The organism is Streptomyces sp. AHU1 (assembly GCF_045343905.1).
Taxonomy (GTDB): domain Bacteria; phylum Actinomycetota; class Actinomycetes; order Streptomycetales; family Streptomycetaceae; genus Streptomyces; species Streptomyces triticiradicis.
Window position 1 is genome coordinate 2811152 of the sequence record NZ_CP174283.1, and the last position, 11674, is coordinate 2822825.

Here is an 11674-nt window from a genome sequence, read left to right on the forward strand (position 1 = left end):
GGCCGGGCGGCCCCTACGGGGTGGAGCCGCCCGGCGCCGGTGAGCGGTGTGCTCAGCGCGCGTACCTCATCAGCGCGCGCACCATGTGGCACGTGGTGTCCGACGGCGGGTGCACGCCGATGAGCTCCGCCGTGCTGCGGATCTTCTCGTTGCGGGCCTGGTTCGGTACGTACACACCGGAGTCGAGCAGGGCGATGGCGAGTCGCATCGCCTTGAGCCGGCGGTTGTGCGTGACGTACCAGTCACGGGGGCGCCCCGGCGGCAGCGGGTGCTTCGCCACGGGCTGGTACGGCAGGTCCAGCGGGACCGCCGTCTTGGATGTGGACTGAATGGGCAGCGGCTTCAGTGCGGCAGCGGGCACAGGCATCCTCCTGTCGCGGTCAGGGCACCGTCCGGACCTCCCGGCGACACCCTCGAACACTGCTTCTATTCTACTGCCGGGCACTGACAAAGCCGCTGGCCACGAGGGCTGCGGGAGCCCTGGGGCAGGGGTACCCGAAGGTGTCTGCCGTAACGTGTGCGGCATGGAGATCTGGATCAACCCGGCCTGTTCGAAGTGCCGCAGCGCGATCAGCCTGCTCGACGCCGAGGGCGCCGAGTACACCGTCCGCCGCTACCTGGAGGACGTGCCCGGCGAGGACGAGATCCGCGACGTCCTCGACCGCCTCGGCCTCGAACCGTGGGACATCACCCGGACCGGGGAGGCCGAAGCGAAGGAACTGGGGATCGGGGAGTGGGCGCGGGACGCCGGTTCACGGGACCGGTGGATCAGGGCGCTGTCCGAGCACCCGAAGCTCATCCAGCGCCCGATCATCACCGCGGACGACGGAACGGCGCTGGTGGGCCGCACGGAGGAGGCGGTACGGGAAGCCCTGTCCCGGTAGCCGGCCGCCCCCTTCCAACTCCTGTGTGATCCAGGTTACTTAAGTGAATGCCGTAACCGTTGAGCAACTGCGTTCGGCATCTCGTACATAGCGACGTAACGCTCCCCCACTCTCTGGAGGCGTGCATGTCGCGCAGGAGAACTCTCAGCACCAAGAAGAAGATCGCTCTGCTGGTCAGCGCGGCGACGGTGGCGGGCGGCGGGGCCTTCGCCCTGGCCGCCACCTCGAACGCGGCGTCCGTGCAGAACGCCCAGAGCTCGGTCGCCTGTCAGGGGCTGGCCACCGCGCTCGGCAACAACCAGAAGTTCATCGCGGACCAGAAGGCCAACCCCGACGCCCAGTCGGCGGCCAGGATCGCGAACCGTGAAGCGGTCATCGCGCAGATCAAGGTTCAGCAGCAGGCGTCGAACTGCGTCGTCGGGGAATCGGCTCAGGACTCCCAGACCGGCCAGCAGAACGCCCAGCCGCCCGCCCAGTCCGCGCCCGCGCAGTCCGCGCCCGCCCAGGCCGCCACCAAGCCTCCGGCGCAGAGCGCCCCCGCGAACAACGGCGGCGGCGCCGCGGCCGGCGGCCAGCAGGTCTGCAACGGCTCGACCGTCACGCTGTCCGGCGAGGGCGGCGCGCCGGCCGCGTCCAGCAACCAGTTCCCGGCCGGGACGAAGCTGAAGGTCACCAACCTGGACAACAACAAGTCCACGACCGTCGAGGTCACCTCGGTCTCCGGAAGCTGCGCCCTGCTGAACAACGCGGCCTTCGAGCAGGTCCGGGAGCCGGGCAAGTTCCTGATCCGCCGGGCCCTCATCGAGAAGGTGGGCTGACGGTCACACCTGCCGGGAACCCCGCCGTCACCGCCCCGTCCCGGGCCGGAGCCGGCGGGGTTCTCGCGTGCCGGGCGGCTTTCCCCCGGGACTCCGGATCGCATACGAGCGGTCCCCGCCGGGCCTTCGGGCCCCGGGCGGGCGGCGGACCGGCCGGTCGCGACCGCGAACGATCACGCGCGGACGGACGCGACGGCGCGGGAGGTGTGAGACCGGGCACACAGGCCCCAGGTAACACGGGGTTCACATTCGGGCAATGATCGGGAAATCGCTGGTTGGCAGTCTGCCGGACATACCAGCGGCGCCCCAGTGCCGCAGCGCCGCAGCACCCGCAAGTGCGATCAAGACACACCCCGAAGGACGTGGCCCGTGAGCTTCAAGGCTGAGTACATCTGGATCGACGGCACCGAGCCGACCGCCAAGCTCCGTTCCAAGACGAAGATCCTGGCCGACGACGCCAAGGGTGCGGAGCTGCCGATCTGGGGCTTCGACGGCTCCTCGACGAACCAGGCCAAGGGTCACTCCTCGGACCGCGTACTCAAGCCCGTGGCCAGCTTCCCGGACCCGATCCGCGGCGGCGACGACATCCTCGTCCTGTGCGAGGTCCTCAACATCGACATGACGCCGCACGAGACCAACACCCGTGCCGCGCTGGCCGAGGTCGCCGAGCGGTTCGCCGCCCAGGAGTCGATCTTCGGCATCGAGCAGGAGTACACCTTCTTCAAGGGCGCGCGCCCGCTCGGCTTCCCCGAGGGCGGCTTCCCGGCCGCGCAGGGCGGCTACTACTGCGGTGTCGGCTCGGACGAGATCTTCGGCCGTGAGGTCGTCGAGGCGCACCTGGACAACTGCCTCAAGGCCGGCCTCGGCATCTCCGGCATCAACGCCGAGGTCATGCCCGGCCAGTGGGAGTTCCAGGTCGGCCCGCTGGCGCCGCTGGAGGTCGCGGACCAGCTGTGGGTGGCCCGCTGGCTGCTCTACCGCACCGCCGAGGACTTCGACATCTCCGCGACCCTGGACCCGAAGCCGGTGAAGGGCGACTGGAACGGCGCGGGCGCGCACACCAACTTCTCCACCAAGGCGATGCGCGAGGGCTACGACGCGATCATCACCGCGTGCGAGTCGCTCGGCGAGGGCTCCAAGCCCATGGACCACGTCAAGAACTACGGCGCCGGCATCGACGACCGTCTGACGGGTCTGCACGAGACCGCCCCGTGGAACGAGTACAGCTACGGCGTCTCCGACCGCGGTGCCTCGGTCCGCATCCCGTGGCAGGTCGAGAAGGACGGCAAGGGCTACATCGAGGACCGCCGTCCGAACGCGAACGTCGACCCGTACGTCGTGACGCGCCTGATCGTCGACACCTGCTGCACCGCCCTGGAGAAGGCCGGCCAGATCTGATCCCGCCCAGCACTCCCGAAGGGGCGCCCACCGTCACGGTGGGCGCCCCTTCGCGTTGTCGGCTTCGTGGGCACGGCAGTTGGGGGTCCGTCCGCCTGAGGTCGACATCACGCCAAGGAGGCGTCCGAGCAGTGAGAGGAGGGTCCTGTCACGGGGCCGTGTCTGCTTCAATGGGTTCATGGCCAACTTCCAGAAGTGCGTCGCGACGGGTCGCCATGACCTCGAGCCCTTCTGGCCTTCCCGTCAGCACCACGACTTCGACCGGGTGTGTTGTCGCGCGACGAACGCGCGGGCCCTCTAAAGCCGTACACCCCGGCCTTCGGCCAGCGCGCACGACGTACGTCCTCGACCGCCCCGACCACGAACTCGCGGCCGTCGAACCTCCCGACGAACTTCTCGCGCGAAAGAGCTGACCTCTCATGGCGACCACTCGTTCCTTCTCCTCCGTCGCAACCTCTCCCGCCCCTTCGGCCTCCCCCGGCCGGCACCGGCTGCGTGCCGTCGACCGGGACGAGGTCGTCGACGTGGCCGGCTTCCTCCCTCCGGGCGCCACCTGGCTGCCCGCCCCCCAGAACGCGCTGCCCGTCCTGCCGGGACAGCCGCCGATGATCGGCTACCTGGTCCTCGTACCGGCGGACCAGCAGCCCCTGCTGCCGGTCGCCGTGACGGGCCCGGCCGCCCCCCGGGCCATCGACGACGACGTCCCCGAGGGGCCCGGCGACGGCGCCGCCGACCCGCTGGTGCGCGTCGACACCGTGCAGCGCACCGCCGAGGTCGACGGGCGGGTCCTGGACCTCACCTACCTGGAGTTCGAGCTGCTCGCGCATCTCGTCCGGCACCCGCACCGGGTGCACACCCGCGACCAGCTGGTCTCCACGGTGTGGGGCTACGGGCACGTCGGTGACGGACGGACCGTCGACGTCCATGTCGCGCGGCTGCGCCGCAAGCTCGGCGACCGGCACCGCCAGGCGATCCAGACGGTGCGCCGGGTGGGGTACAAGTACACGCCGCCGACCGGCCGTTGAGCCCTCCGGCGAATCTCCTGTCAGCAGATCCGCGTTCCCCCGGGCGCGCGGTGCGTGCACAGTCGTCCGTATGACACGGAGACTTCTGATGCTGGGCGGTACGGAGTTCGTGGGGCGCGCGATCACGGAGGCGGCGCTCACCCGGGGGTGGGACGTCACCGTCCTGCACCGCGGACACCACGAACCCCCTTCCGGGGTGCGGTCGTTGCTCGGCGACCGCACCTCTCCGGACGGGCTCGCGGCGCTCGCCCGCACCACGGACACCTGGGACGCCGTCGTCGACACCTGGTCGGCGGCGCCGCGGCCCGTGAGGGACGCGGCGCGCCTGCTGGCCGGACGGGTGTCCCGCCACGTGTACGTGTCGAGCGGCTCGGTGTACGCGTGGCCCCGCCCCGTCGGGTACACGGAGGACGCGCCGCTCGTGGAGGGCGCCTCGGCCGACGCGGACGCCACCGACTACGCCCGGGACAAGCGGGGCGGAGAGCTGGCCGCCGTCGGGGCCTTCGGCAGCGGGCGTTCGCTGCTCGTGCGGTGCGGTCTGATCCTCGGGCCGTACGAGAACGTCGGGCGGCTGCCCTGGTGGCTCGGCCGGATCGCGGCGGGGGGTCCCGTGCTCGCCCCCGGACCGCGCGACCTGCCGCTCCAGTACGTCGACGTCCGGGACCTGGCCGAGTGGACGCTCGGGGCGGTGGAGACGGGACTCGACGGGGCCTACAACCTGGCCGGTCCCCCGGGGCACGGCACGATGGGGACACTGCTCGACGCGTGCGTCCGGGCCACCGGGGCGCGGGCCGAGCTGCGCTGGACGGACCCCGGGACCGTGCTAGGCGCCGGGATCGAGCCGTGGACGCAGCTTCCGGTGTGGGTACCGCCCGGGAGCGAGCTGCACGCCTCGGTGTACTCGGGCGACGTCTCGCGGGCCCTGCGGACGGGGCTGCGGTGCCGGCCCGTCGAGGAGACCGTCGAGGACACCTGGCACTGGCTCCGGTCGCTCGGCGGTGTCGCGCCCCGGCGCCCCGACCGGCCCGCGGTGGGACTGGATCCCTCGGTGGAGGCGAAGGCCCTCGGGATCTGAGCCGGCGACTCCCGGCCCGGACGTTCCGGAGGCCGTCCGGGCCGGTCGCCAACTCAAGCCCCCGACGGGGCAGTTGCGTCGGCCCGTACGCGCCGTCCGACGCCCGGCGGCACCCCTCTCCGGACCCGAGGAACGCTGAACACGAGTCAAAAAAGCGTCCTCAAACCTGAATATCGAGATCAACTCTCGGGAATTCGCGGGCTTCTGGGGCCATTGTGACCGAATTGGTCTCACGGCTTTCCAAGATTCTTTCGAGACCCCTGAACACCTCGCGCACCTCCTGCGTATGGAACGGAGCCGCTTCACTCCTGTCGGGCGCCTCGCTGCCCCGCAAGGAAGTCAGAGGAGTTCCATGGGACGCAACATTCGAAAACGACGTTCGCCGCTGGCCGTTCGCGCCGTTGCGGCGTCGGCAGCGCTCGCGATCGGCGGGGGTGGGCTGGTCTGGGCGAATTTCTACGCCTCGGCGCACGAGAGCAGCAACTCGGGCCAGAACACCACCAAGGCCGCGGGTGCGCAGGTGGCCACCATCCAGTGTCCGGACGTCGGCCAGAAGCTGTCCAACGTCCCGAACCAGGCGCGGGGCGAGGTCGACGGGGAGCTGGCGACGCTCGACAAGCAGATCACCGCCGCCTACCAGCGGCTCGCGACCACGCGTGACGCGCAGGCGAGGGACGCGAGCTTCGTCCAGAACTCCATCCTGACGCCGCTCAAGCAGAACCGTCAGGTGATCATCGACCGGATCAAGCTGGAGATCAACCGCGTCGGCGGCAGGGCTCCGGGCTGGCTCGACGGGCTCTCCACCTGCACGGGACAGCCTGCGGCCGGGCAGACCACCGGCGGCCAGAACAACGGCGGCGCCACGGCCGCTCCGTCCGCGGGCGCGAGCGCCCCTGCGGGCGGGAACGCCGGTGCGGGCAACGGCGGCGGCGCGGGTGCCTCCGCGAGCGCGAGCGCCCCTGCGGGCGGGAACGCCGGCGCGGGCAACGGCGGTGCGCAGGCGGGCAACGGCGGACAGGCCGGCAACGGTCCGGTCGCGGCCGACTTCGTGGACATCACGAAGGTCCAGCCGAACGTCCCCGCCAAGGCCCGGACCCAGGCCGGCGGTTCGTCCGGTACGTTCAGCAGCTCCTGCGGTGTCAACGCGAACAAGAAGTTCAACACGGACAACGTGATCGTGGCGCCCGGTGTCACCAACGGTGCGCACCACCTCCACGACTACGTCGGCAACCAGTCGAACGACGCCTTCGCCACCAACGACACCTTCGCGGCGGCCCAGACGTCCTGCGCCAACCAGGGCGACAAGTCGTCGTACTACTGGCCGGTCGTGCGTATCCAGAACGGCACGCAGGACTTCGACCAGAACAACCTGGGCGGCGGCAAGGAACTCAACGTCGGCAAGATCCAGCAGGTGCGGCAGGCGCAGATCAAGTTCGTCGGCAACGCGAAGAGCAAGGTCGTCGCGATGCCGAAGTTCCTGCGCATCATCACCGGTGACGCGAAGACCACGACCAACGGTCTCGCCAACGCCAACGCGCACTGGAGCTGCACCGGCTTCGAGAACAAGGTGCAGCTCACGCAGCAGTACCCGATCTGCCCGCAGGGCAGCAACGTGGTCCGCACCTTCGCCTTCCAGAGCTGCTGGGACGGGGTGAACGCCGACAGCGCCAACCACCGTACGCACGTGGCCTTCGCCGACGCCCAGGGCAACTGCGCCAACGGCTTCAAGGCGATCCCGCAGCTGACGATGCGCCTGGTCTACGGATTCCGGGCCCCGACCCTCACCAACGGGCAGATCAAGAACGCCTACGCGGTGGACGGTTTCCCGGAGCAGCTGCACAAGGCCGCCACCGACCACGACGACTTCATCAACGTCTTCAGCGACAAGCTGATGAACAAGATGGTCAACTGCATCAACAACGGTCAGCGCTGCAGGTAGGTCCGCTGAGAAGTTGTAGGCAAGTCCTCTGAAGTCTGAAGAAGGCCGGTGGCGGGAGATCCCGCCACCGGCCTTCTCGTCTTCTTTGGCCCTCTCCGGTTCTCCCCGGGGCCCGCGCGGTCAGCCGCTGTGGTGACCGGAGTGACCGGCCCCGTGCTGGGTCCCCTCCTCCAGGGTCCCGCCCAGCCGGCCGCGCAGCGTCGTGACCATCTTCTGGTCCCCGACGGCGACCCACTTGGCGCCCACGAGGTACGAACCGCCGTAGTCCTTGGCCCCGTCGAGCCACTCGCGCTGGCCGCGGTCGGTGGCGAAGGTCGCCAGGATGAACTTGCCGGAGCTGATCTTGCAGACACCCTGCCGGATCTCGTCCGCGTCGGTCTGGATGCTCGGCTTGCACTTCACCTCGGCGGCCAGCTCCTCCAGGCTGCCGGTCGCCGTGGGCGGGACGGTCTCCTTCGCCGCGCCCTTGTCGTCCGATCCGCCGCCGCAGCCGGTCAGCGCCAGCAGCGCGGCCACGGCCGCCCCGGCCGCGAGCGTCCCGCGTGTCAACCTCATACGTTCCTCCGGTACCTGTCGGCGTCCACGCCGAGAAGAGCCCCGGCGAGAGCTCTGCCTTCGATACGGCTCCGGACCGCCCGGCGCTCAATCCGCCCCCGCCGCGGACCGGAACCCGGTACCGCCGGGGACACGGCTGTGCGAGGGTGGCACCCGTGAACGAAGACTGGGAAGAGCGTACGGCGGCGGCCTGGGCCCGCTTCGACGACTACGAGGAGGAGCGGGCGGCGGACTTCCGGGCGGTGATCGACGCGCTGGTCGCCGAACTGCCCGCGGACAGCCCCCTCGGCCCCTTCGAGCGGGCCTGCGCCTGGGACTCGACGGGCCACTCCGACAAGGCCGTCCCCCTGTACCGCGAGGCGCTGGCCCGCGGCCTGAGCGGGTACAAGGGTCGCCGGGCGAGGATCCAGCTCTCCAGTTCGCTGCGGAACATCGGACAGGCGGACGAGGGTGTCAAGCTCCTGACCCCCGAACTGGTCGCCCCCTCGGACGAGCTGGACGACGCGGTACGGGCCTGCCTGGCGCTGTGCCTCGCCGACCTCGGCCGCGAACGCGAGGGGCTGGCCCTGGTGATCGGCGCGCTGGCCCCCCACCTGCCGCGCTACCAGCGGTCCATGGCGAACTACGCGCGCCTCCTCGTGGAGCCCGGTCCCGCCGCGGACTGAGCCCCCGGCGGGGCCGGTGACCATCCGTCGATTCGCTCGTTCTGCTGAACGTGCAGTCACAGGATGTAGCCCCGCGCCCCGCACCCCCCTCCGGAGCCGTCGTCGGCGTCGAGCAGGCCGAGGCCGCGCTCGTCGAGCACTACCCGCGGCTGGTCCGGCTCGCCCATCTGATGCTTCCGCCGGGCCTCGGCCGCGGTCGGAGGGTGCTGACCGCGCACGCCCTCGTCCAGCGCGCCCTGCCGCGGGGCCGGGCGGCGGGCGACGCGTCGGTGATCCCCGCCCAGCAGAGCGGCGGCGGCCGCGACGGCGACCCGGGCTACGCCTTCGTACGCCTCCAGGTGGTGCGTACGGCACTGGAGGCGGGACTGCCGCTGAGGCGCTGGGCCCGGCCCCGGCGGTCCCAGCTGCCACCGGTCCTCCCCCAGGTGTGGGGCCTGCGGCTCTTCCCGCGCTCGGGCGGCGCCGACGAACTCGCCCTGGACCAGCGGCTGTCCGCGCTCTCGGGACCGGCCCGCGCCGCGTACGTGCTGCGCGGTCTGGAGAAGCTGGCCGACGCTCCGCTGCGCGGGGTGCTGACGGCCGCGGGGGTCGAGGACCCGGCCGCGGCGCTGAGGGAGGCCTCGGGCGTCGAGGCACGGGACGCCCTGCTCGACTCCCCCGGGTTCGACCCCTGCTCGCTGCAGGCCCGGCCCACCGATCTGATGCGGCGCAGGCGGCACACGAAGGCCGCGCTCGCCGCCGGCGCCGCCCTGGCCGTGTGCGGCGCGCTGCTCGCGCTGCCGGGCGACGGCTGGGGCCCGGACGGCGCGGCGGCCCCCTCCTCCGCGCGGAACCCGGCCGCCGAGGCCGCGCTCGACCCGGCCCGGCTGGAGCGGGTGGCGCCCGCGGCCTGGAAGTCCTCCGCGCGCGCCGACTTCTCCGTGTGGCCCGCGCGCGGCGGCCTCGTCCACGACACCGCGCTGCTGCGCCGCGCGCTCGCCGTCTGGGCCCGGCCCGGCACGTCCGTCCAGGTCTCGGCCACACCCGGCACGCCCTCCGGCGCCCCGCCCGGACCGCCCCAGCTGCTGTACGCGGGCGATGTCGACCAGGCCCGCGTGGTGCTCCTCTACGACGGCCTGCGCATCGCGCGCTACGCCGAGCCGAAGGACGGCACGGGCGGCGCGGCCCTCGACTTCGCGCGGGTCGACGGGGCGAGCCGCGCGGAGGCGAGCGCCGTGGTGCTGGGCCGGACCGACGGCAACGTCCGCTATCTGATCGCGCCCTGGGTGACCGGGGCCGCCGAGCGCGACCTGCTGAAGCCCTCCGCCGGGGCGATGGACCTCACCCTGTCCGCGGACGGCTCCGCCTCCCCGCTGGCCGGACCGCCGCGGACGGGCACGTGCACGTCGTGGAACGTGCTCCAGGTCGAGGACGCCTCGGGCACCCGCCTGCTGACCGACCTCGGCGAGCTGGTCCCGGCCCGTCTCACCACGGGCCGGCCGGGCGCCCCCCGGGAGGCGGCGGGAGCGCAGGGCCTGCGGGAGTGGGCGCCGTTCGCGTGCTCGCTGGGCTCCGTGCGCTCGGGGGGCGTGCGGACCGTGAACGCCTGGCAGTACGCGCGCCAGCCGCTGCCCGACGGGAGCGGGTCGGCCTCCTGGGTGTGTACGCGCGCCGACACCTGGCGGGGCGGCGGCACCCGGGCGCTGGCCCAGTTCCGCACCCCGGGCGGGACGTACGGGGCGGTCGTCGCGAGGGCCGGGGACTCCCCGGCGTGCGGCTCCCGCGACCCGCACGTGCTGGCCGGTGTGCTGTGGAAGTCGGGTGCGGGGGTGTGGTACCTCCTCGCGGCCGGCGGCAGGGACACGGCGTCGGTCGAGGCGACGGGCGGGGTGCGCGGCTCCGCGACGGGCCCCCTGCTCGCCGTGCGGGCGCGGCAGGGGGCGCGGGCCGAGCTGAAGGGAACCCTGGCGGACGGCCGGGCCGTCACCGGACTGCGCTGAACGACGGCGCGCGTTCCCGGCACCCGCCGCCGGCCGTTCGAGGGCGATCCACATTTCACGTTTCGCGTTTCACGTTTCGCGGACGAGGAGTGGGCGAATCGTGCCGGACCCGTGAACATCCGCCGCCCCGGTCGGCCCGTTCCGGTCCGGTTCCGGTCGGTAAAGTGTCCGCATGACAACCGGGGTACGCCGCAGGATGGGTGTCGAGGAACGACGGCAGCAGTTGATCGGCGTCGCCCTCGAACTGTTCAGCCGACGCTCGCCCGACGAGGTCTCCATCGACGAGATAGCCTCGGCCGCGGGCATCTCGCGGCCGCTGGTGTACCACTACTTCCCGGGCAAACTCAGCCTGTACGAAGCGGCGTTGCAGCGCGCCTCCGACGACCTCGCGGGCCGGTTCGTGGAGCCCCGCGAGGGGCCGCTGGGCGCGCGGCTGCTGCGGGTGATGCGCCGCTTCTTCGACTTCGTGGACGACCACGGGCCCGGTTTCGCCGCGTTGATGCGGGGCGGCCCGGCCGTCGGCTCGTCGACCACCAACGCGCTCGTGGACGCCGTACGGCAGGCGGCCTACGTCCAGATCCTGTCGCACCTGGACGTCGAGGACCCGCCCGCCCGGCTGGAGCTGGTGATCCGCTCCTGGATCTCGCTCGTCGAGTCGACGGCGCTGATCTGGCTGGACGGACGGCGGATCGAGCGCGGCGAGCTGGAGGTGCAGCTCGTGCACGACTTCGCGGCCCTGGCGGCGGTGAGCGCCGCCTACGACCCGGAGGTCGCCGGCCTGCTGCGCAAGGGGCTGCGGGACGAACCGGGCGACGGACCGTTCACCGACCTCGTCGTCCGGCTGCTCGCCCTCGCCTCGCCTCCCGAGGCGTAGGAGGCGCGGGAGCGGGCCCTACGCCTCGAACTTCCGGTACGACGGGTCGAGATCGCGCACCTCGACGGACACGTGCAGGGTGACCCCGTCCGTGGGCTCGATGTGCTTGCGGAGCAGTTCCAGCGTGGCCTCGGTCAGCTTCGCCTTGGTCTCGTCGCTGCGGCCGGCCAGCAGAGCGATGCCGACGTGGACGATGGCGGGGCCTCCCGTGCCCGTGGCCGCCACGTCTCCCACGACCTCGTACTCGGTCCGCAGGGTGCGCAGCTTGCACGCCTCCAGCCGCGCGGCCGCGATCTCGACGACCACGGGGTGCAGCGCGAGCGCGAACGCGCTCCAGTCGACGTGGTCGAGGGCCGGGGAGGTCTCGACGGTGATCTGCGGCATGGGTGCTCCTGTTCCGGGGGTCTCCCGGTCACCCTAGCCCCAGCACCGGAACGACGACGGGGGCGGATCCGGCCCCGG

General features: G+C 72.1%; 12 protein-coding genes. 9 read left to right on the top strand and 3 right to left on the bottom strand.

The features are described from left to right. Positions 1–52 precede the first annotated feature (52 nt). On the bottom strand, positions 53–361 hold the full coding sequence (locus ACICHK_RS12775; protein WP_151473280.1) for a hypothetical protein: 309 nt from the start codon (positions 359–361) through the stop codon (positions 53–55). Positions 362–524: 163 nt separating this feature from the next. On the opposite strand from ACICHK_RS12775, the gene ACICHK_RS12780 reads away from it, so the two are divergent. The 6 genes from ACICHK_RS12780 (at position 525) to ACICHK_RS12805 (ending at position 7139) form a co-directional block, all read left to right on the top strand. After that, complete coding sequence (locus ACICHK_RS12780) at positions 525–884, top strand: arsenate reductase family protein (protein ID WP_406836981.1); 360 nt, start codon at positions 525–527, stop codon at positions 882–884. Between the two features lie 125 nt (positions 885–1009). Further along, on the top strand, positions 1010–1702 hold the full coding sequence (locus tag ACICHK_RS12785) for a hypothetical protein (RefSeq protein ID WP_406836982.1): 693 nt from the start codon (positions 1010–1012) through the stop codon (positions 1700–1702). A 369-nt stretch (positions 1703–2071) separates the two neighbouring features. Further along, on the top strand, positions 2072–3100 hold the full coding sequence (gene glnII, locus ACICHK_RS12790) for a glutamine synthetase (protein ID WP_406836983.1): 1029 nt from the start codon (positions 2072–2074) through the stop codon (positions 3098–3100). Positions 3101–3519: 419 nt separating this feature from the next. Beyond that, entirely contained in the window at positions 3520–4125 is a 606-nt protein-coding gene (locus tag ACICHK_RS12795; RefSeq protein ID WP_406836984.1) for a winged helix-turn-helix domain-containing protein, read from the top strand. Between the two features lie 88 nt (positions 4126–4213). Continuing rightward, entirely contained in the window at positions 4214–5200 is a 987-nt protein-coding gene (locus tag ACICHK_RS12800) for an NAD-dependent epimerase/dehydratase family protein (protein ID WP_406841209.1), read from the top strand. Positions 5201–5552: 352 nt separating this feature from the next. Beyond that, the gene (locus tag ACICHK_RS12805) at positions 5553–7139 is read left to right on the top strand and encodes a DUF1996 domain-containing protein (RefSeq protein WP_406836985.1); all 1587 of its coding nucleotides are present in this window, start codon (positions 5553–5555) and stop codon (positions 7137–7139) included. 120 nt (positions 7140–7259) lie between these two features. Here the strand turns inward: ACICHK_RS12805 and ACICHK_RS12810 are convergent, their stop codons facing one another. Next, complete coding sequence (locus tag ACICHK_RS12810) at positions 7260–7694, bottom strand: hypothetical protein (protein WP_406836986.1); 435 nt, start codon at positions 7692–7694, stop codon at positions 7260–7262. A 155-nt stretch (positions 7695–7849) separates the two neighbouring features. Here ACICHK_RS12810 and ACICHK_RS12815 point away from each other — a divergent pair, with 155 nt between their 5' ends. The 3 genes from ACICHK_RS12815 (at position 7850) to ACICHK_RS12825 (ending at position 11212) form a co-directional block, all read left to right on the top strand. Beyond that, a complete protein-coding gene (locus ACICHK_RS12815; RefSeq protein WP_406836987.1) occupies positions 7850–8359 on the top strand; it encodes a tetratricopeptide repeat protein in 510 nt (169 codons plus the stop codon). Between the two features lie 50 nt (positions 8360–8409). Beyond that, positions 8410–10338, top strand: a complete 1929-nt coding sequence (locus tag ACICHK_RS12820) for a hypothetical protein (protein WP_406836988.1) — start codon at positions 8410–8412, stop codon at positions 10336–10338. Positions 10339–10510: 172 nt separating this feature from the next. Beyond that, positions 10511–11212 carry a TetR/AcrR family transcriptional regulator gene (locus ACICHK_RS12825; RefSeq protein WP_151473271.1) on the top strand — a complete coding sequence of 234 codons (702 nt, stop codon included), beginning with the start codon at positions 10511–10513 and terminating at the stop codon, positions 11210–11212. 18 nt (positions 11213–11230) lie between these two features. Here ACICHK_RS12825 and ACICHK_RS12830 read toward each other — a convergent pair whose 3' ends face one another. Next, on the bottom strand, positions 11231–11596 hold the full coding sequence (locus ACICHK_RS12830) for a 5-carboxymethyl-2-hydroxymuconate Delta-isomerase (protein ID WP_151473270.1): 366 nt from the start codon (positions 11594–11596) through the stop codon (positions 11231–11233). Positions 11597–11674: the final 78 nt, after the last annotated feature.

Bases quoted from the DNA above. Each gene is read 5' to 3' on its own strand.
- ACICHK_RS12805 (WP_406836985.1), top strand. From the start codon at position 5,553: ATGGGACGCAACATTCGAAAACGACGTTCGCCGCTGGCCGTTCGCGCC.
- ACICHK_RS12785 (WP_406836982.1), top strand. From the start codon at position 1,010: ATGTCGCGCAGGAGAACTCTCAGCACCAAGAAGAAGATCGCTCTGCTG.
- ACICHK_RS12810 (WP_406836986.1), bottom strand. From the start codon at position 7,694: ATGAGGTTGACACGCGGGACGCTCGCGGCCGGGGCGGCCGTGGCCGCG.
- ACICHK_RS12795 (WP_406836984.1), top strand. From the start codon at position 3,520: ATGGCGACCACTCGTTCCTTCTCCTCCGTCGCAACCTCTCCCGCCCCT.
- ACICHK_RS12825 (WP_151473271.1), top strand. From the start codon at position 10,511: ATGACAACCGGGGTACGCCGCAGGATGGGTGTCGAGGAACGACGGCAG.
- ACICHK_RS12780 (WP_406836981.1), top strand. From the start codon at position 525: ATGGAGATCTGGATCAACCCGGCCTGTTCGAAGTGCCGCAGCGCGATC.
- ACICHK_RS12800 (WP_406841209.1), top strand. From the start codon at position 4,214: ATGCTGGGCGGTACGGAGTTCGTGGGGCGCGCGATCACGGAGGCGGCG.
- ACICHK_RS12830 (WP_151473270.1), bottom strand. From the start codon at position 11,596: ATGCCGCAGATCACCGTCGAGACCTCCCCGGCCCTCGACCACGTCGAC.